Origin of the sequence: Brevundimonas faecalis (assembly GCF_040549405.1) — a bacterium.
GTDB classification, from domain to species: domain Bacteria; phylum Pseudomonadota; class Alphaproteobacteria; order Caulobacterales; family Caulobacteraceae; genus Brevundimonas; species Brevundimonas faecalis.
In genome coordinates, this window is sequence record NZ_JBEPTF010000005.1 from 1 (window position 1) to 17,656 (window position 17,656).

Annotated in this window: 16 protein-coding genes; 10 read left to right on the forward strand and 6 right to left on the reverse strand. The window is 63.5% G+C overall.

Going from position 1 to position 17,656, the window contains the following annotated elements:
* The coding region (locus tag ABIE19_RS15340) for a hypothetical protein (protein WP_354090099.1) at nucleotides 1-331 on the forward strand (331 nt) is incomplete at its 5' end.
* A gap of 169 nt (nucleotides 332-500) precedes the next feature.
* Here the strand turns inward: ABIE19_RS15340 and ABIE19_RS15345 are convergent.
* The 4 genes from ABIE19_RS15345 to ABIE19_RS15360 all read right to left on the reverse strand — a co-directional run bounded on the left by ABIE19_RS15345 (nucleotide 501) and on the right by ABIE19_RS15360 (nucleotide 5,441).
* Nucleotides 501-2,453, reverse strand: coding sequence for a DUF3732 domain-containing protein (locus ABIE19_RS15345; RefSeq protein ID WP_354090100.1), 1,953 nt, complete (start codon nucleotides 2,451-2,453; stop codon nucleotides 501-503).
* Nucleotides 2,453-2,941 (reverse strand): three component ABC system middle component, encoded by a 489-nt coding sequence (locus ABIE19_RS15350; protein ID WP_354090101.1) that lies wholly within the window; start codon nucleotides 2,939-2,941, stop codon nucleotides 2,453-2,455. The genes ABIE19_RS15345 and ABIE19_RS15350 overlap by 1 nt, the downstream gene beginning before the upstream one ends.
* Nucleotides 2,938-4,110 carry an ABC-three component system protein gene (locus tag ABIE19_RS15355; protein ID WP_354090102.1) on the reverse strand — a complete coding sequence of 391 codons (1,173 nt, stop codon included), beginning with the start codon at nucleotides 4,108-4,110 and terminating at the stop codon, nucleotides 2,938-2,940. Before ABIE19_RS15355 ends, ABIE19_RS15350 begins: the two co-directional genes overlap by 4 nt.
* Before the next feature lie 293 nt (nucleotides 4,111-4,403).
* The gene (locus tag ABIE19_RS15360; RefSeq protein ID WP_354090103.1) at nucleotides 4,404-5,441 is read right to left on the reverse strand and encodes a S41 family peptidase; all 1,038 of its coding nucleotides are present in this window, start codon (nucleotides 5,439-5,441) and stop codon (nucleotides 4,404-4,406) included.
* A gap of 324 nt (nucleotides 5,442-5,765) precedes the next feature.
* On the opposite strand from ABIE19_RS15360, the gene ABIE19_RS15365 reads away from it, so the two are divergent.
* The 4 genes from ABIE19_RS15365 to ABIE19_RS15380 all read left to right on the forward strand — a co-directional run bounded on the left by ABIE19_RS15365 (nucleotide 5,766) and on the right by ABIE19_RS15380 (nucleotide 12,538).
* Entirely contained in the window at nucleotides 5,766-7,934 is a 2,169-nt protein-coding gene (locus tag ABIE19_RS15365) for a TonB-dependent receptor (RefSeq protein WP_354090104.1), read from the forward strand.
* On the forward strand, nucleotides 7,934-9,013 hold the full coding sequence (locus ABIE19_RS15370; RefSeq protein WP_354090105.1) for a PepSY-associated TM helix domain-containing protein: 1,080 nt from the start codon (nucleotides 7,934-7,936) through the stop codon (nucleotides 9,011-9,013). Before ABIE19_RS15365 ends, ABIE19_RS15370 begins: the two co-directional genes overlap by 1 nt.
* Nucleotides 9,014-9,499: 486 nt before the next feature.
* The gene (locus tag ABIE19_RS15375) at nucleotides 9,500-11,254 is read left to right on the forward strand and encodes an RHS repeat-associated core domain-containing protein (RefSeq protein ID WP_354090106.1); all 1,755 of its coding nucleotides are present in this window, start codon (nucleotides 9,500-9,502) and stop codon (nucleotides 11,252-11,254) included.
* A 744-nt stretch (nucleotides 11,255-11,998) separates the two neighbouring features.
* Entirely contained in the window at nucleotides 11,999-12,538 is a 540-nt protein-coding gene (locus ABIE19_RS15380; protein ID WP_354090107.1) for an RHS repeat-associated core domain-containing protein, read from the forward strand.
* A 226-nt stretch (nucleotides 12,539-12,764) separates the two neighbouring features.
* Here the strand turns inward: ABIE19_RS15380 and ABIE19_RS15385 are convergent, their stop codons facing one another.
* Nucleotides 12,765-12,941 (reverse strand): DUF1328 domain-containing protein, encoded by a 177-nt coding sequence (locus ABIE19_RS15385; protein ID WP_354090108.1) that lies wholly within the window; start codon nucleotides 12,939-12,941, stop codon nucleotides 12,765-12,767.
* Nucleotides 12,942-13,207: 266 nt separating this feature from the next.
* Here ABIE19_RS15385 and ABIE19_RS15390 point away from each other — a divergent pair, with 266 nt between their 5' ends.
* Nucleotides 13,208-13,591 (forward strand): hypothetical protein, encoded by a 384-nt coding sequence (locus ABIE19_RS15390; protein ID WP_354090109.1) that lies wholly within the window; start codon nucleotides 13,208-13,210, stop codon nucleotides 13,589-13,591.
* Here the strand turns inward: ABIE19_RS15390 and ABIE19_RS15395 are convergent.
* Nucleotides 13,578-14,393 carry a PA3715 family protein gene (locus ABIE19_RS15395; protein ID WP_354090110.1) on the reverse strand — a complete coding sequence of 272 codons (816 nt, stop codon included), beginning with the start codon at nucleotides 14,391-14,393 and terminating at the stop codon, nucleotides 13,578-13,580. The two genes, ABIE19_RS15390 and ABIE19_RS15395, sit on opposite strands and share 14 nt — an antisense overlap.
* A gap of 222 nt (nucleotides 14,394-14,615) precedes the next feature.
* Between ABIE19_RS15395 and ABIE19_RS15400 the strand changes: the two genes are divergently transcribed.
* The 4 genes from ABIE19_RS15400 (at nucleotide 14,616) to ABIE19_RS15415 (ending at nucleotide 17,646) form a co-directional block, all read left to right on the forward strand.
* Nucleotides 14,616-15,830, forward strand: coding sequence for an NAD(P)/FAD-dependent oxidoreductase (locus ABIE19_RS15400; RefSeq protein WP_354090111.1), 1,215 nt, complete (start codon nucleotides 14,616-14,618; stop codon nucleotides 15,828-15,830).
* 280 nt (nucleotides 15,831-16,110) lie between these two features.
* Nucleotides 16,111-16,380, forward strand: a complete 270-nt coding sequence (locus ABIE19_RS15405; protein WP_354090112.1) for a SemiSWEET family sugar transporter — start codon at nucleotides 16,111-16,113, stop codon at nucleotides 16,378-16,380.
* 52 nt (nucleotides 16,381-16,432) lie between these two features.
* Nucleotides 16,433-17,254, forward strand: coding sequence for a TIGR02587 family membrane protein (locus ABIE19_RS15410; protein WP_354090113.1), 822 nt, complete (start codon nucleotides 16,433-16,435; stop codon nucleotides 17,252-17,254).
* A 2-nt stretch (nucleotides 17,255-17,256) separates the two neighbouring features.
* On the forward strand, nucleotides 17,257-17,646 hold the full coding sequence (locus ABIE19_RS15415; protein WP_354090114.1) for a hypothetical protein: 390 nt from the start codon (nucleotides 17,257-17,259) through the stop codon (nucleotides 17,644-17,646).
* Nucleotides 17,647-17,656: the final 10 nt, after the last annotated feature.

Consider the following 17,656-nt stretch of genomic DNA (forward strand, 5'->3'; position numbering starts at 1 on the left):
ATCCTGCTCCCGCACCCAAAACTCTCAAAGCCCCGTAGCTCAAAGCTCCGGGGCTTTCTGCTGTCTGCGCCTGACCCAGCGCCAGCAACGCCGCCGGGTTCGGTTCGAGCGCGTTCAGGCCCGACCGGCGTATTATCTTGAGCTGGAAGACGTCGTGAAGTTCGCCGTCCACGACCATCTGGAGAACGTGCAGGGCTTTTCGTCCCTGCCTGGCTTTCGGAAATCTCAGCCACGCGTGATGCTGCCATGGGTGGTCATCAACGAAGGATATCGGTTCAACGGCAGGATGCCGCGGCGGATCTTGTATCCGTCGATCGGCATCGAGTTCTGACGGGAGAGAGCACCAGTGGCGAAGAACTGCTACCTTAGCGGGATCTGCATGACGGCCTGAATCGCGCGTTCCGGTTTGACGGTGAGATCTCGAAAGGGCAACTCAGGTCGAAATGTCTGCTAACTGGTCCGGAAGCGATGTCCGCTTCTGGCGCTTCTCGGGTCTTCAATCAGCCTTGGAGCCACTCAGGCGGGACCAACTTCTGATCGCCCCGCCAAGCCTGTGCTAAGGCGACGCCCGGAATCTCGCCCCACACGTCATCGCCCGCATGGTCCAGCACGATGGCTTGAAGGCGTCCCTTGGCGCGAACAATCTCGGAGCCCAAGGTCTCGAACACCTTGCGGACGGCGGCGATGTCTTGGTCCCGCGTCCGTCCCGTTGGCTGCTCGACATCCGTCACTTCGAATCCGCTCGGGAAGTAGACTTGGCTCGGCTGATCGTAAACTAGCAGCCCGGGGACGGGGTGATTGACGTCGTTGAGGAAGAAGCGCTGAAGCGCGAGGGTCACGGCCAGATGGTAGGCAAGCCAGTTCGCTCCGCTTCCGATCTCCCAGAGATAGTCTTCACGGTCGGTCTGAACGACCTTGATGGTCAGGTCGGGCACCGAGATCCGGATCGGCGCATCGGGCCATTCGGCGTCAAGCCGTGGAACGATCTCGCCAGCGTACTTCTCGACCTGCAGCAGGGCGTTGGTCATTTTCCGCTGAACCGCGGCCTCGGAATAGATCGCCTTTTGGGCATCAAGCTGCTGGCGCAGAAGGACGATCTCATCGGCGAGAGCGGATCCGTCCTGGGACCTTTCGAAGGACTGTAGCGCCTGTTCGAGGCGTCCGACGAAGCGTTCGATACTGTCCTGACGGAAGGTGACCGCCCGAACCTGTTCGGACTTCTGTTCGAGCAGGACGATCTGCTGGCGAATTCCCGCCAACGCTCCAGTGGCCTTCTCGACCTCTCCGCGCAGTCGCAGCCGCTCGCGGTCGAACGCGTCGGACATCTCGGGTTTGGTGCGAAGCTGAACGTCGAGGCTGGCCAGAGCCTCGGTCAGCGCATCGAGACGATTTCGCCCGCTGTCTCCCAAGGCCACGAGAGGATCGTCACTCGAAGCGGCGCGCGTCTTCAACCACCCGGCGATGTCGAGTCTGTCCCGCTGAATGCGGATTGCCGAACCATAGGCCTCGCTGCTGCTCAAGAGGCGCTGGATTTCGTTCAGGCGCTGACGCTCGTCAGCCAAATGCACCGCCGCCTTGCTTTCAGCTTCTCTAAGGGCCTGCAACTGCGCCAAAGCTCCGTCGATGGACTCCACCGTGGCGACAGCGCCGCGAGTGTTCGACTGGGAAGCCTTTCGCAGCAGGTCGACGATGACGTTCCAGTCTTCAGGGATGGGAGTGTTGGCCGGAAGGAGGCCGTACTCCATGGCCATGCGGAGCCAGCCCTGCGTTTCCGTCTGCCATGTGCGGACGGCAGTGCGAGCCGCGTTGAGGGCGGACTCCTTGCGCCGGAGCTCCCGATTGATCCGATCAATCTCCCATCGCGCGGCGAGCATCGGTGGCGTCAACGCGCCGAGAACATAGGGGAAGATTGCCTTGAGCTTCTCGCGATGTTCGGTCGTGTCCGCATTAAAGTAGAGGACCATCGGGTTCGCGACGATGTATTGCGGCTGGAAGGTGAAAGCCATCAGGTCGCGGAAGCTGACGCGGGCTACCTCTGCGTCAGGGTTTAGCCCGAGCTGGGAAAGCCCGGCGAGCTTGTCCAGGCGGCGCTTGACGGCGTCTGCGGTGATATTCTTGACGGGCGCTTCCTCCGGGACCTCGATCTCGTCGGCCTCCAGCAGGAACATGTCCCCGGTCTGACGGGCTTCCCCCGGTTCACGACGGGCGAGGAGCTTCTGCCCCTCGAGCGTATCGATGACGATGCCGAACCAGGAACAGGCTTCGCGGATCACGCCGACAGGAATGCTGCATTTCCCAGAAGCGAGGCAGTAGTCGATGATTGGGATAACGGCGGATTTGCCTGTCTTCGAGGCGCCGCTGATCACATTGACCATGCCGGGCTCGAACTCGACGATGCGCGGCGGATGTCCTGCCTTCGACCACAGGACCAGTTTGAGGATCTGGAAATGCATCAGGCCTCGACCTGCAGAAGAGAGAAGACTTGATTCCTGGGCAGGCGAGCGAACCATCGCCCGAGCTTTTCTGCGCTCGCGACATGATACTTGAGTCGTTCTGGTGGCTTCGGCGGGCTGGCGTGATTGGCGCGCACCAGAGCCTTGTCGTAGTCCACGGCGAGCAGGCCTGCGACGATCCCTGAACCGAGCGACTGTAGTGTCAAATTGCGCATAGCGAGGGCGCGCGTATGAACGGCGAGGAGATGCTCGCGCTCTTCAGCGAGTTTGGCGACGAACTTGGCCAGCCCTGAGCTTTGATTGGTCGATTTCACGACCCGCATCGTGTGCCCATGCAAGGTGAGTGGGAGCACCAGGAACAAGGGCGTCATCGGCGACACCTCGCAGATCTTTTCGGCTTGATAGGCTTGGCAGAAGGTCCATAGGAGATGGGAGCCGAATGCGGGGTTCTGGACCAGCTCGACCGGAGTTAGGGGAACTTCGGTCATTGTGCGACGCCCTTGAACAGAGCCGCATAGGCAGGATGCCAACCCAACCGCACGCCCTCGGCCAGATCGTTGAAAGCGCCGGCGATGAAGTGGGACGGCAAGCTCTGGCCATCTAGCGGGAGCTGAACCTTGGAACACTCTCGGTAGACCCGGCGTCCCCGTTCAGGCTCGCTGAGGCCCGAATGGATGTCCTCTACCTCGTCGCGCACCAGAGTATGTTTGCGGATCAGCTGACCATCGAGCTCATTGAACGACTCCGCGACGACGGAACCCTCCTCAGCCCATTCGACCTTATCGGATATCGTGCGGAGGTAATCGCTCACGGCCGAGGTCAGGAGTTCGCTCGAGGCCTCGACCGCTTGAAGCTGTCGCACGAATGTCGGCGCATCACTGACGACCATAGCCACCACCTCATCGGCGGGCACAGGCGCCTTTGATAAGAGATAGCCCGCAAGATTGGACGTGCGGGTGAAGGCCTGGAACTGACGACGAAACACGACCGCATCGATCTTCCGCGTTTTGCCCTCGCGAAGCATTCGGTCATAGCGATCGCGTGCAATGCCAATCGCCGCTGCGGTCATGTTGTCGACGGCCGCTTGAGGAAGGCCTGCGCGTACAAACTGGCGCACGCTCTCAAGCGCGTCGGTTTCCGAGATCAGGCTGAACCGGGCGATAATGGCGCTACAGATCTCAGGCTTCGCGGAGAGAAACTTTCGAACCTGCGGCGCGCAGCCGACGTCCGGCTTCTTCGGATCTACCAGCTTGCCGATCTTCGCCAACACCGTGGCGCAGGCCGCCGCCGTCGTGGCGGCGCTCATTTCGGCTACGAGCGCGCCGGTCTTCGCTGGAGTGATGAATAGCCGGAAATCCGTTCTGGCAGGATCAATCGTCTTGTCGGTGCAGAGCGTCGCCCAGTTTGAGAACGTCTTCCAGAGGTCCACAGCCTTGTCGGCCGCCGGGTTCCCGGTGAGCGTGCTCTTGTCCTGCTCGAGGAGAAGCGAGCCATCCGCCCGATGAACCGCCACATCATCGAGATACTCAAGAGATACGCTGTCGCTGTCGGCCGCAGAAAACAGATGGTAGCAGGCGCGAAGCTGCTGAAGCGAGAACCCCAGGTACTGCCCGGCAGCAGCGCTTTTCGGCGGCTTCTCCAGTTCGACTAGGCTCATGTGTCTTCCCGCGCGACCGTTGAATCGGTCTAGACTTCTACAGTCTAGCCGTGCTCTCGCCGAACGGCGAGATCTTTGGTTGTGTATCTGGGCGCGGGTCTGAGCTTGCCCCACGGACTTCTGGATCGGCAAAATCAAGCAGCAGGCTTGCGTCGGATTTCCAGCACGAGTTTAGCTTTGGCACAGAGCGGGCTTAGAAACCGACTTCAGGCGCGTGCTGAATGTCGCCTTTGCGGTCCACAGTGAATGACCGCTTCTGGCGCTGAAGCGACCCGCGCAACCTCCGCCAGCGCTTATTTGCAGTCGGGCTGGAGGGCGAGCCAAGCACGGGCGACGTCTACAGGATCTTCCCCTTCGTCATCGACGATCTGGTCCGGCGTGATACCCTGAGGATAGGTTCGACCGTTACGATCCATCATCATGGCCGTGGTCACGACCACATTGGTTCCGTCGGCCAGTGGATACCCCTCGTTGGAGGAGGCGATCCCGTAGGTAGGGATGCCAAAGGTGCGGGTGAGCGGTCGTCCGGCGAATGCGACTGCAACCCCTTCGCCGGAACTGGCGGTCGCGTCATCCAGCAGAAGCGCGACCGGGGATTCGGCGAGCGATGGGATGGAACGCCAGTTGTCGATCGCCATCATGGTCAACCCGCGCCCCTGTTCGACGAGTACGACCGCAGATCCTTCGCTCAGCGCGGCATAATCCTCGACCAGGCCATCGGCTTCCTCGCTCCGGCCCTGGGGCCCGTCCCCAAGCAGACCCGAAAGCCCGATCAGCATCGGCCAGATATTGCCGCCCGTATTGCCCCTCAGGTCCAGGACATAGCCGCAAGTGCGCGGGCCGGCGTCAGCGACGGCGCCGAACAGCCGGGAGGCGTAGGCCGCGGCCTTTTCACCAAAGCCAGTGACAGAGGGCACCGTGATCAGCTCGGCGTCATGATCGGCGCCGAGCGTAAGCGCGTGGGCTTCGATCTCCGCTCGCTTCATGAACCGGGAACTCGGACGAGGCCGAGGCGGCGCATCAGGCATGAGCGGGCGATCGCCATATCGCTCACGCCAGGCGGCGACCGCTTCGGAGGTAGGTTGAACGAAGGAATGGCCGTCTCCCAGACCATGCGCCAGGGCAGCCCAGGCCGGAAGCATGTCGACGTCGTCGCGGGCGCCTTCGACGCGATGGCGCATGTCCTCAGCCAGGGCGTCCCAGTCCACCTGCCGGCTGCGATAGGCGACGGGACGAACGACAGCGATGGCGTCCTCGATGCGCGTCTCGGAGTCGAAAGGTTCAGAAGGCTGCGGTGTCAGTGACAGGGCGGCGAGAAGGGCAAGGAGCATGACATACCAAAATCCGTGTTCAGGCTTGGTAGTCAGCGGCGCCGGTGCGCGGCCAGTTAAATCTCGGTCATGCAGAGTGCGTGAAATATGCACGGGCCTCGGACGCTATCCTAACACCTAGCCCAGTGGCGGCTTTCCTGACCCGTGCCAATGACCGCTGTTGGCGCAATGCCGACAGAGGAGGCACGCTACAGGCGTGTGGGGGGTTGGTGCAGGGGGACGACAGGGATTGGAACCAGCCAAATGAGACACTTTGGCTAGATCATGTGTTGCAAATCGCTCTCAATTGCATTTAAGCGCGAGGCCTTCTTCAGGAGCCTCCCCATGCCTTTCCTCTCGCGCGCCTTGCCGCTTCGCCGGTCGTCTGGATTTGTCGCCGTCTCAGCCCTGCTGGCGGGAACCGCCTTCGCCTCGACCGCCGCCGCCCAGACGACGCGGCAGGAGCCGGAGGTCAGCACGGTGGAGGAGGTGGTGGTGACGGCGGCTCGCACGGTCCTGCCGGCCAGCGCCCTGCCGATGACCGTGGACGTCATCGCCCGCAAGGCCCTGTCGGAACAGGTAGCTATCAGCGGCTCGGTGATCGATGCGGTCGCGACCCTGTCGCCCTCCTTTTCGCCGACGCGGCAGAAGCTGACCGGCTCGGGCGAGAGCCTGCGCGGGCGCTCGCCGCTCTACGCCATCAATGGAATTCCGCAATCGACGCCGATCCGCGACGGTTCGCGCGACGGCTATACGATCGACCCCTTCTTCGTGGACCGGGTCGAGCTGATCTACGGCTCCAACGCCCTGCAGGGCATAGGCGCCACCGGCGGGGTGGTCAATCAGGTGACGGTGGGCGCGCCGAGCGAGGGCGGGCTGACCGGCCGGATGCTGGCCCAGGTCTCCAGCTCGGGCGGGCCGGAAGGCGACGGGATCGGTGCCAAGCTGGGCGGTCTGGCCGCCTATCGCCACGGGGACTTCGACGGCGTCTTCGGCGTGGCCTATGACCAGCGCGGGGCCTTCTATGACGCCAACGGCCGCCGCGTCGGTGTCGACAACACCCAGGGCGAGGTGCAGGATTCCAAGGCCCTGTCCTTCTTCGGCCGTTTCGGCTGGGATCTGACGGACACGGTGCGGCTGGACCTGTTGGCCAACCGTTTCGAGCTGAAGGGCGACGGGGACTATGTTCGGGTTCCGGGCGATCGCAGCATCGGCCGTCCGGCCAGCAGCGAGCGCGGCCAGATCGAGGGCGAACCCGCCGGCAACCGGGTCGAGACGGTCTCGGCCTCGCTCGCGGACAGCGACCTGTGGGGCGGCGACTTCAGCGCCCAAGTCTTCTTCAACCGGACGCGCGACACCTTCGGCGGGGACCGTTCCTCCACCATGCAGGACGCCAGCATCGCCCCGATCGGCACCCTGTTCGATCAATCCTCGAACCGCTCGCGCAAGCTGGGCGCGCGCGCCAGCTATGAGCGGGCCGTGCCGGGCGTGCCGGGTCTGACCGCCACCCTGGGTCTGGACGCCTTGAAGGACCGCACCGAGCAACTTCTGATCGCCACCAACCGCGCCTGGGTGCCGCCGACCGAGTTCCAGAGCATCGCCCCCTTCGTCCAGGCCAATATGCGTCTGTTCGACGGCAAGGTGCGTCTGGCCGGCGGCGTGCGTCAGGAGAACGTCGAGTTGTCGGTCGACGACTTCACCACCCTGGCCTCCTACGGCTCGCGTCGTGTGAAAGGCGGCACGCCCAAGTTCGAGGCCACCCTGGTCAACGGCGGTGTGGTCTATGAGCCGATGGACGGCGTGCGGGCCTACGCCAGCTACGCCGAGGGCTACACCGTGCCGGACGTCGGCCGCATCCTGCGCTCGATCAATGTCGACGGTGTCCAAGTCGACAGATTCCTCGACATCAGTCCTGTGGTTTCGGACAATCAGGAGATCGGCCTGGAAGTGAAGCGCGGGCCGTTCGAGATCGGCGCCACCTATTTCTGGTCCTCGTCGGACCTGGGCCAGTTCCTGGTTCGCAACGCCGACGGCGTCTATGACGTCCAGCGTCAGGCGGTCGAGATCGAGGGGCTGGAACTGAACCTGCGCGCTCGCACGCCGATTGAAGGCTTGACGGTCTCGACCGGTTACGCCCGCCTGCGCGGTCAGACCGACACAAACGACGACGGCCGGGTGGACCAGGATCTCGACGGGGCCAACATCTCGCCGGACCGGATCAACGCCGCCGCCGTCTACGCCAACGGCCCGCTGTCGGCGCGTCTGCAGGTCCAGGCCTATCTGTCGCGTGACTTCGAGGGCGGCGATCCGCGCAACAACTTCGAAGGCTACACCGTGGCCGACGCCTATCTGCGCTACGACTTCTCGTTCGGCGGCGTGTCGCTGGCGGTGCAGAACCTCTTCAACGAGGACTATGTGACCTATAGCTCAGACACCAGCAATCCGACCGACAACCTGCGCTACTTCGGCGGTCGGGGCCGTTCCTTCACCCTCGGGTGGGACCGTCGCTTCTGATGCGTCTGGTTCGACTGGCGCATCGCTGGACCGGGGGGCTGATCGGCCTGCTGCTGTTCGTCCTGGGGCTGACCGGGACCGTTCTGGTGTTCAAGGACGACTGGCTGCGCGCCGTCGTGCCCCATGCGGCCGAGGCGCGGATCGCGGACCCGAAGGTCATCGGCGCGGCGCTGGACCAGGCCTTTTCCGCGCCTGATCGGCCGCGTTCGGTCATTCTGGCCGACGACCGGTTGGGCATCCATCGCCTGAACTACGAGGACAAGACGCGCGGGGCCTATGCGACCCAGACGGGCCAGGTGGTGGCGCGATGGGACAGCCTGTGGGCGCGGCCCGAACTGTGGCTGTTCGACCTGCACCACTATCTGCTGATCGGCGATGTCGGAAAGACCATCGCCGGGATCGCGGGCCTGGCCGGTCTGGGCTTCGTGATCACCGGGCTGATCCTGTGGTGGCCGACGCGGCGGACCTTCGCCTTCGCCGTCCTGCCGAAGACTTGGAAGCGGGCCGGGGTCGTCAAGCATCACCGCGACCTGGGGGTGTGGAGCGCGCCGGTACTGGCGGTGGTCCTGACGACCGGGGCCATCCTAGCGCTGCCGCTCTATGAGGGCTTGGCCGTGGCCCTGTCGCCGGGCAAGGACCTGAAGGCGATCATGGCTCCGCCCGAGCATGAGGGCGGCGCTCTGTCGTCCGATCTGGACTGGCCCGCCATGATGGCTGAGGCGCAAGGTCGTTTTCCCGACGCGGAACCGCGCATTCTGTCCCTGCCCACGAAGCCCGGGGGGCTGATCAGCCTGCGCATGCGCCGGGCGGCGGAATGGCTGCCCAACGGCCGCACCCAGGTCTGGTTCGACCCAGCCGATGGTCGCATCGTCGGCGCGCGCGACGCCCTGACCCTGCCGCTGGGGTTGCGGGTCGCCAACGCCCAATATCCGATCCATGCGGCCAAGGTCGGGGGATTGGCCTATCGGCTGATCGTGACTGTGGCGGGCCTGGCGTTGACGCTGTTGGGATCCCTGGCCGTCGTCACCTTCTGGGGCAACCCGAGCGGATTGCCGAAACGGCGACGTAAGAAGGCCTGACGACGAGGACCCGCTAACGGCTTGTGGATGCCAACTTTCGGGCGCGGCATGAACGACCGCTCACGGCGCTTAGTGAAAATCCCGCGACCCCGGCAGGATGCGCACGTCGCGCGGATGCCGGTGCGGCGGATGTCGCGGCGGTTGCGGGTGGGCGGTGTGGCCAGCGACGCAAAGGCGTCATCGCTTCCCGTGCGCACGCCCGCGCCGATGCGACGACCGCCGGCCCGATCCAAGGCCTCCAGGCGAGTTTTCAGCGCTGGCAGAGCGTCAGACTGAGAATAAATGTTCCGTGTATGTTCCTGTGTGCGCCCTGGCCCCGTAAGAGAGCCAGGCGAGACGGTTTCGCATCCGCTCTCGTCAAAGGGTCTCTTTCATTCTGCAGTCAGTGCGAACAGGTGTTTCAGGGCGTCGTGCGCCAAGCCGGTTACAGAGGCCTGATCGACGTCGGGGCGGACGATCGCCTATGGTTTCGACGCCTTGAATCGGATGAGCGTCAAGATCATTCCCGATGGCGGGAACCTGCCGGCGTGGGCGACGCGAGACGTCTACTACGGCTATGATCTGCGGGGTTTGCAACTCTACGCCCGGTTCGACGGACACACGGGCGAGGGGGTGACGAACGCCTATGATCTGGCGGGGCGGCAGACGTCCTCGACCACGACGATGAACGGCTTGGCGGCGACGCAGGGCTATCAGTACGACGTCAGCGGCGCGCGGACGATCCTGACCTATCCGGACGGCCAATACGCCCGCTACGGACGCGACGGTCTGGGCCGGACGACGGTCGTCAGCCTGAACGACGTGGTGGCTGTGGTCCAACTGCAGCATGACGCCCTGGGCCGGGTTTCGACGGTCAAGCGCGCGAACAACGGCGCCTGGTCGTCGCCGACGACCTACGCCTATGACGGTTTGTCGCGACTGACGGGGCTGGCGCATGATCCGGCGGGCGTCGGACACGATGTGGCGACGACCTTCGCCTATAATCCGTCGGGCCAGGTCGTCAGCCGGTCGCAGAACAGCAGCGTCTACCGATATACGGGCCATGTGACCGTGAACCGGGCCTATGCGGTGAACGGGCTGAACCAGTACACGGCCGCGGGGCCGGCGAGCTTCACCTATGACGGCAACGGCAATCTGACGTCGGACGGCCAGGGCGGGACCTATGTCTATGACGTGGAGAACCGGCTGGTCGGGGGCCCGAACGGGGCGTTGCTGTCGTGGGACCCGTTGGGGCGCCTGTTCGAGAGCTCGAGCAGCGGCTATCCGGCAACGCGCTACGTGTACGACGGGGACAGGCTGATCGCGGAGTACGACAGCCAGGGCGGCCTGTTGCGACGCTATGTGCACGGGGATGGGAAAGACGCGCCGCTCGTCTGGTTCGAGGGGGCCGGGACGACTTCGCCGCAATACCTGCTTGCGGATCATCAGGGCTCGATCGTCGCCAGGACGGACGCTGCGGGTGCGGTGACGGCGATGAACGCCTATGACGAGTACGGCATCCCCAACGCTACGAACACAGGCCGCTTCCAGTACACGGGGCAGACCTGGCTGCGCGAACTGGGCATGTACCACTACAAGGCCCGCATCTACTCCCCGACCCTGGGCCGCTTCCTCCAGACCGACCCCATCGGCTACGAGGATGACGTCAACCTCTACGCCTATGTAGCAAATGATCCGGTGAACCGGACCGACCCGACCGGGACACGAGAAGTACTCCTCTCCGGAAGTGCGAGTGACAGAAAGGAGTTCGTGAAACTGGTGGGAGATACAACGGGATTGAGTGTGTCTGAGGAAAACGGAAAACTGGTATCTTCAGACGCATCGGCATCAACATTCGCCGGAGGCGTTGTTCTCAATGCTATCAATTCTAAAGATCAGCTTCAGTTCAACATTGTGAAGGATGAGGCCGGAACATTTATTGATAGCGCCTCATCAATGAACGTTGATGTTGGAGATATCTCTTCAATGGCGGCTGTGGATGCAAACCTTGGGGCAGCTACGCTGACCCACGTGTTCGCCGAACGCGTGGATATGGCGCAGGGCGCGAGTTACCCCAGCGCTCACGCCAACGCCATACGGCCAGAATCCCAAGCGTTGGGTGCAGTGGGGCGCTTCGGAGGGCTTTCCGGCTTCACGCCAGGCTCCACGTTCAACCCAACTTACATCTCACCTTCGGGCGGTACTGTTGCATCCTATCAGTTCAGGCTGGATGCTAACGGAACGCCGCGACCAGTTCCCTAAGGAGTATGATATTGGACATCGATGCTTATCAGCCGACGCAGCTCGCTACTCCTACTTGTCAGACGATTTGCTCTACGCGCCTTCGTGTTACAAGCGTCAGTGAGCGTCCTCCTGAATCCGGATATGTGCAGTCTTGGGTCTTAGTCGGCGCGGAAAACTCTCAGGGCGCGCGCTCTGAATTTTATGTCCTATTCCGACGTGAAGACCAACCACTCCCTCCAGTCGGTGCGCTTTGCAGCTTCGAGTATCGGCTTGGTCGAGTTGAAGGGCTGATATCGGGACGTGACGGTCCCGGCGTCGCAGATGCCGCAATTTTGGAGCGGGCCGACTGCCTTATCGATTACAAGGACTAACAGAGATGGCCGGAGGGCAAGATAAAAGGGGCGTCGTAACCTCTTGCTTCGCAATCGGTTTTTGACACCCTGACGACTTGCGGCGACTTGCGGATTTTTCGAGCCGTAGCGGCGCCTTCTGAACCTTGTCCGTAGCGGTCGGATCGGTGAGACTCCGGCATGGTCATCAGGCGGGAAACCAAGCGCGGAGCGCCAAAGCCCGCGGTCGCCGTCAGACCGGACGCATGCCCCGCACCCTCGATCATCTCCCGGCCGGCAAGCGCGCTGAGCTGGCGTGCGTGGCGGAGTGGAGAACCGGCTGGTCGGGGGCCCGAACGGGGCGTTGCTGTCGTGGGACCCGTTGGGGCGCCTGTTCTAGAGCTCGAGCAGCGGCTATCCGGCGACGCGCTACGTGTACGACGGGGACAGGCTGATCGCGGAGTACGACGGCCAGGGCGGCCTGTTGCGACGCTATGTGCACGGGGATGGGAAGGACGCGCCGCTCGTCTGGTTCGAGGGGGCCGGGACGACTTCGCCGCAATACCTGCTTGCGGATCATCAGGGCTCGATCGTCGCCAGGACGGACGCTGCGGGTGCGGTGACGGCGGTGAACGCCTATGACGAGTACGGCATCCCCAACGCCACGAACACGGGCCGGTTCCAGTACACGGGGCAGACCTGGCTGCGCGAACTGGGCATGTATCATTACAAGGCCCGCATCTACTCCCCGACCCTGGGCCGCTTCCTCCAGGCCGACCCCATCGGCTACGAGGATGACGTCAACCTCTACGCTTATGTTGGCAATGATCCGGTCAATAAGACCGATCCGACGGGGATGTGCGTGCTCGCTCTGCCTTGTCCGGCTCCATCCTCAGCGGTGACCTTGCCGACTGCGGCAGAGGTCGGGAGTGCGATAGCGACGGCCGCTCGCGCAACTCCAGTCGCTGTCTAAGCGGGAATATCCATCGTGCCGTAAATACTATGGTGAGCAGTGCGCGCTCCCACACCCAAAACTCTCAAAGCCCCGTAGCTCAAAGCTCCGGGGCTTTCTGCTGTCTGCGCCTGCCTCAATCGAGCGATGATCGCTGGCTGCGGTAGGGTCCGCATCCCCTGAAAGGCTGACAGCAAGAAGGCCCCGGCAACGACCGAGGCCTTTCACGCGCCACTAAGGCGAGGCGTCAGATTCGCGGTCCACGTCCGCGCATACCGCCTACCACCAGCGAGACCACGAATAGAATGACGGCGATGATGGCGATGAATTTCGCGATCTCGAACGACATGCCCGAGATGCCGCCGAAGCCGAGAACGGCAGCGACCAAGGCGATGATGAAGAAGATGATGGCCCAACGAAACATTGACGGTCCTTTGGAGTGTTGATGATGGCGTGACCATCGACCAACGCCACATAGGCTTGACCGTTCCGCTAGTTCTGAACCGGACTATACGAGGTAAACAACGACCGTTCAGGAAGGTGGGCGATGATGTCGGCGCGGGCTCGCGACGTGTTCGCCCAAAAGGCATCTGGGGCAGATAGGCGTCGGACACACCAAAGGAGCGAATTGGCCTCGTTCGTCGTTGTCACGCACAACGGCAGCTTCGTTCTCGAGCAGGGAGGGGATTTATGATCCGCCTGACCTTGACGCTTTCGTCCGTCTATCTCGCGGCCGTGGGATTGGCGCTTCTGTTCGTGCCGCTTCAGTTCGGCGTCGGAGCCGTTCCGACTGACGCTTCGACGGAGCTCATCGCTCTGCTCAGGCTTCTGGGAGGGCCGTTTCTAGGTATAGCCGTATTGAACTGGCTTTCGCGCGGCGTGCCCGCAGTCTCGTTACAAAAGGTCCTTATCGCCAACGCCGTCGGTTTCGGGGTCGTCGCGCTAAATGATGTCTGGGGCGTTGCGACCGGCGAGGCGCGAGAACTGGCGAAGCTCTTCCTCGGCGTCCACCTGGGGTTCACGCTCGCGTTTCTAATGTCCTTGCGGATCTCGGCGCGGGTCAGTCTCGCCTGAGAGAGGGGGGAAGGGCGTATCGTTCGCCGTCGAAGGGGATGAGGATCGTTCTTGGAGGTTCGGTGCGATCCGTCGTCAGGCATTGCCCGCTCTTATCTGTCTTGGAGACGCGTCGAGCGCGGCGTTCCAGAATCGAAATGTCCTGACCGCGTCGGCCTGGGGTCATCCGCAGGATACGTTCGGTCGAGAGGGTTTCACCTGGGCAGGATAGATCCCATTCGCCCAGGCTTCGAGAGACCACCAGATTTTCCAGGACGGGCGCCAGGGCGCCATCCCGCACTTCGTAGAGAGACAGCGTCGTCTCCAGGAGGGGATTGGGACGCGAGCTCCCCATCCGCGTTTGCCGCACTCCGAACGCGAGCCGGTCAGGCCCGATCTGATAGGCGGCGGTGTCGAATGAAACGTCGGACACGCCTATGGCGTCGTCGTCCATGGCATGGGGCAGGCGGAGGCGTTGGCGTGGCGCCCCAGTGGATTCATCGACGACGAGCACATCCAGATCGCCGGATGTTCCGTCCGAACGGACTTGGGCGATGAGGGGAACCGCGACCAGCAGGAGCCCCGGCCGGCCCCGCCAGCGCCGACAGACCATGGCGTGAGGATCGATGGAGGTTGCGGATGGAAGGGTCAGGGTGCGGTCGCGGACCCGGACGGCGCGCTCACCCTGCACGACGGCGTCAGGATAGGCTTGGCGCACGATCGCCGCCGCGTCCCCGCACTCACGGCCCTCCGCCACGGCTGCTGTTGGAGCGCAAAGCACAAGCGTCAGGACGCCTAAACTCCATCGGCCGATCATCCGCATCACCCTCTCCCTCGTTGGTCGTTACTGCCCGTAACTCGTTCCATTCCAGCAGTCGAACCGGCCAAGGGGAATGCCCCGTCTCTAGCGGGGCCTTAAAGCTCGACGCCGGAAGACGAACGCCGGGGTGAAAACCCCACCCTCTGAAGGGGACGGAACCTCGTCTCGACCTCGTCGCTTCGATTCAGAGACCTGAACAAAGGTCGCCTTGGCGAAGGGTGCGGCGTGGAACTGACCGACAAGCTGGATCTGAGAAGCGGGCGCCCCGTCTGGCCTGCTCCTGAGGTGATGACATCCGATCCGCTGCCGGATCGGTGCGACATTGCAATCGTGGGGGCGGGGATCATGGGGGCCATGCTGGCTGATCGCCTCAGTCAGGACGGGCATGACGTCTTGCTGCTGGACCGGAGATCGCCCGCGCACGGCAGCACTGTGGCCTCGACGGCTCTCGTCCAGTGGGCGGCGGATACGCCTCTTTTGCACCTGACGCGGCGGTGGGGAGCGGAGCGGGCGGTTCGAAGCTGGCGACTAATGCATCGGGCCGTGGTGAACCTTGATGCGAACATCCGTGATCGAGGGCTTGCGTGCGACTGGGAGCGCCAGCCGGAGCTGTACCTGTCGGGAAACCTACTGGATGAGGCGGGTCTCAGGACTGAAGGCGAACGCCGCAGGGCTGCGGGTTTGCCATCCCGCTTCCTGGAAGGGGAGGAAGTCTCGGCAAGGTTCAATCTCCCGCAGCGGGCTGGCCTCTTGTCGGAGGACGCCTTCGGTCTGAATCCTGTCGCCCTGACACAGGGTCTGCTGGAGCGCGCCAGGAACGCGGGGGCTGCGATCGTCCATCCCATCGAAGCGACGGGCTTGGAGCAGGGTAAGGAAGCGGTGTCGGTGCGTTGCTCTGACGGAACGGCGGTGCGGGCGTCTCAAGTCATCCTGGCCAGCGGGTACGAGATTTCTCCATGGTTTCTGCCGGACGCCTTCACGCGGAGCGCGACCTTCGCCGTCGCCACGGCGCCGGGGACGGCTCCGACTTGGCAAGGCGACGCCATGATCTGGGAGGCGGCTGATCCCTATCTGTACGCTCGGCGCACCAGCGACGACCGTATCCTGATCGGCGGGGGTGATATTCCCGGCGTCGATTCAACGAAACGGGATGCGTTATTGCCGACGAAACAGGGATGGTTGGAGGCCCAAGGCGCGCGGTTGCTGGGCGTGGAGAGGTTGCGGGCCGAGTATGCCTGGGCGGCTGTCTTTGGAAGCTCGCCGGACGGACTGCCGGCCTTGGGGCGGGCGGCCAATACGGAGCGGATCTGGCTGGCCTACGGCTTCGGCGGCAATGGGATCACCTTCGCGCGCCTTGCAGCGGAACTGCTTCCTGGCGCACTGGCCGGGGCGCCAGATGGGGATCTGCAGCTGTTTGATCCCTATCGTTTCGAGACCTGACGGCGCGCCGCATGGGAAGCGCTACGAAATGGAACATGCGCGCAAAGGGCGCGCTCTTCTTGGCGACAGTCATAGAGAGACGCCATGAGCGAGAACGATCCTGAAAAGCCCGAACCAGACGATCCCGGGCCAGAGCCAGAGAGCCCTGAGCCTCCGCCTCTGGAGGATGTCCCTCCCGGCGGAGGCGGAGATGAGATCGGGGAAGAACGTGTGCCGGAAAAGGTGCGGACGTCGCCTTGAGACGAAAGGAACGCGGCTGCGGGCCTCACGTTGGCGAGGTATGAGCGATGTTCCGGCTAACCTGGTCGGCTCGGCCGCCGCCGTCTGTTCGATTTCCAGCTTCGCGCCTCAGGCTTATAAGATCTGGAAAGAACGGGACGCTTCGGCGGTCAGCCTGAAGACCTATTCCCTGACGGTGGCCTGCTTCATCCTGTGGGTGATCTACGGAGGGCTGACCTCAGCTTGGCCGGTGGTGCTGGCCAATGCCTGCGCCTTGATCATGGCGACGGCGGTGCTGGTGATGAAGTGGCGTTTTCGCGAAAGGCCCTGAGAGGCGTGATCCTGAAACCGGAGCCGAAACCCCGTCGCAGCGTTGCATCGACATGATCTCGGCTCAGGACGCAGCCCGGTCGGGCGATGAATCCTATATTCGCGACCTCGGCCGCGCCTTTGGCGGCGCCTTGCTGTTCAGCCTGCCTCTGTTGATGACGATGGAGATGTGGACGCTCGGCTTTTCCACCCAGCCGGAGCGTCGTCTGGTCTTCGTTCTAGCGGCGTTGCCGGTTCTTTTCGGCCTGGCGCATTATGCAGGCTTTTCAGAACGTCGAGGTCTGCTGAACAATGCCCTCGACACCCTCGTCGCATTGGCCGTGGGCTTCGTGACGTCCGCCGCGCTTTTGCGCGTGTTCAATGTTCTGGACCTGAGCTCAGCGGCGTCCGCCGTGGGGCAAATCTCCTTGCAGGCGGTTCCGGCCGCGCTCGGCGCACTGGCTGCGCGACGTCAGCTCTCGAGCGATCTGGAGGAGGGCGCCGAAGACCAAGCCTCCTATCCCGGCGAGCTCTTCCTCATGCTGGCGGGCGCCCTCTACTTCGCGATGAATCTCGCGCCGACCGAGGAGATGAGGCTGATCGCCTATCTCGCCACGCCGGCGGGAGCGCTGGGCGTGCTCATACTGTCGATCGTTCTTTTGCATCTCATCGTTTTCGAGGCCGGCTTCGCTGGGCAGGAAGAAGCGGAGACGCCGACGCGCGCCTTCTTCGACTTCACGCTTCCCGGCTACGCCCTATGCCTGTTGGCGAGCCTCGCCATGCTGTGGGTGTTCGGCGGAACGGATGGGCATGGGCTTCAAGCGCTTGCAGCCAATGTCGTTATCCTGGCGTTTCCCGCGGCCATCGGCGCCGCCGCCGCCCGATTGCTGGTGTAGCCGTGGCGCGCAAGGAGAAGGCGCAGAAACAGCGGAAAGCGGGGGTATCGCGTTTGCAACGCGCCTGCGCCTTGGCCGGCCTCCTCATCACCCTTGGCGTGATAGGCGTCTTGGCGCGAGAAGCCTTTTCTGTTCCCGCGCCGGCGATCCTGACGGTGAAGGCGGAAGCCGCACGGCCGGCGCAGGCGGGATGGATCGTGGAGGTGACGGTCGCCAACCAGGGCGACCTGACAGCGGCCGCGGTGGATATTGAAGGAGAGGCGGCGGGCGAGCGGGCTACCGCGACCCTCGACTACGTCCCTGGTCAGGGGCGAAAGAAGGCCAGTCTGGTTTTCTCCACCAACGAACGCCCCGAACCGAAATTGCGCGTGCTGGGTTGGTCTGAACCCTGATCTCGGTCAT

Bases quoted from the DNA above. Each gene is read 5' to 3' on its own strand.
- ABIE19_RS15345 (WP_354090100.1), bottom strand. From the start codon at position 2,453: ATGCATTTCCAGATCCTCAAACTGGTCCTGTGGTCGAAGGCAGGACAT.
- ABIE19_RS15350 (WP_354090101.1), bottom strand. From the start codon at position 2,941: ATGACCGAAGTTCCCCTAACTCCGGTCGAGCTGGTCCAGAACCCCGCA.
- ABIE19_RS15355 (WP_354090102.1), bottom strand. From the start codon at position 4,110: ATGAGCCTAGTCGAACTGGAGAAGCCGCCGAAAAGCGCTGCTGCCGGG.
- ABIE19_RS15360 (WP_354090103.1), bottom strand. From the start codon at position 5,441: ATGCTCCTTGCCCTTCTCGCCGCCCTGTCACTGACACCGCAGCCTTCT.
- ABIE19_RS15365 (WP_354090104.1), top strand. From the start codon at position 5,766: ATGCCTTTCCTCTCGCGCGCCTTGCCGCTTCGCCGGTCGTCTGGATTT.
- ABIE19_RS15370 (WP_354090105.1), top strand. From the start codon at position 7,934: ATGCGTCTGGTTCGACTGGCGCATCGCTGGACCGGGGGGCTGATCGGC.
- ABIE19_RS15375 (WP_354090106.1), top strand. From the start codon at position 9,500: ATGAGCGTCAAGATCATTCCCGATGGCGGGAACCTGCCGGCGTGGGCG.
- ABIE19_RS15385 (WP_354090108.1), bottom strand. From the start codon at position 12,941: ATGTTTCGTTGGGCCATCATCTTCTTCATCATCGCCTTGGTCGCTGCC.
- ABIE19_RS15390 (WP_354090109.1), top strand. From the start codon at position 13,208: ATGATCCGCCTGACCTTGACGCTTTCGTCCGTCTATCTCGCGGCCGTG.
- ABIE19_RS15395 (WP_354090110.1), bottom strand. From the start codon at position 14,393: ATGCGGATGATCGGCCGATGGAGTTTAGGCGTCCTGACGCTTGTGCTT.
- ABIE19_RS15405 (WP_354090112.1), top strand. From the start codon at position 16,111: ATGAGCGATGTTCCGGCTAACCTGGTCGGCTCGGCCGCCGCCGTCTGT.
- ABIE19_RS15410 (WP_354090113.1), top strand. From the start codon at position 16,433: ATGATCTCGGCTCAGGACGCAGCCCGGTCGGGCGATGAATCCTATATT.